The organism is Treponema sp. R8-4-B8 (assembly GCF_054786175.1).
Genome location: NZ_BDHE01000423.1, coordinates 1 through 440, shown reverse-complemented (window position 1 = coordinate 440; position 440 = coordinate 1). Strand labels below are relative to the sequence as shown.

At 33.6% G+C, this 440-nt stretch carries 1 protein-coding gene; it reads right to left on the bottom strand.

The features are described from left to right. Positions 1-180 carry a hypothetical protein gene (locus ACYVRA_RS09060; RefSeq protein ID WP_461252379.1) on the bottom strand — a complete coding sequence of 60 codons (180 nt, stop codon included), beginning with the start codon at positions 178-180 and terminating at the stop codon, positions 1-3. Positions 181-440 lie beyond the last annotated feature (260 nt).

The window sequence follows — 440 nt, the reverse complement described above, 5'->3', positions numbered from 1 at the left end:
TCAAGAATGATTTTTAAAATAAATTGGAATATATTTTAGATTAAATTCTTTCCAATTATTAGGTAAATTATTGGTTAAATCTTCTCCTATGCCATAATCTGCCCCAATAAAGTTGCCATGATAGCAATCTTCTGCATATTTGCTTTTCGATCCAAGCATTATTCTAAAATATTGTTTCATTTTCTTCTCCTCGAAACAAAGGGGTAACGTCCAAACATGGGTTTTGCATAGTTTAGCCGCCGTAAGGCGGCAAACGGTTAACGATTATCTATACCATAACTGTCTCTTATGCACATCTAGATGTGTATAAGAGACAGATTATACTTTGACCGATAGTTGCTATTCTGTTACTTATGCGAATAAACTCATCATAATTCATTAAAGGTGTAATATCCATATACCGCCTTGTTTCTCCTCCTCCACCAAAACTTCTTATGTCA

Excerpts from the sequence above, each read along its gene's own strand:
- ACYVRA_RS09060 (WP_461252379.1), bottom strand. The coding sequence starts at position 180 with ATGAAACAATATTTTAGAATAATGCTTGGATCGAAAAGCAAATATGCA.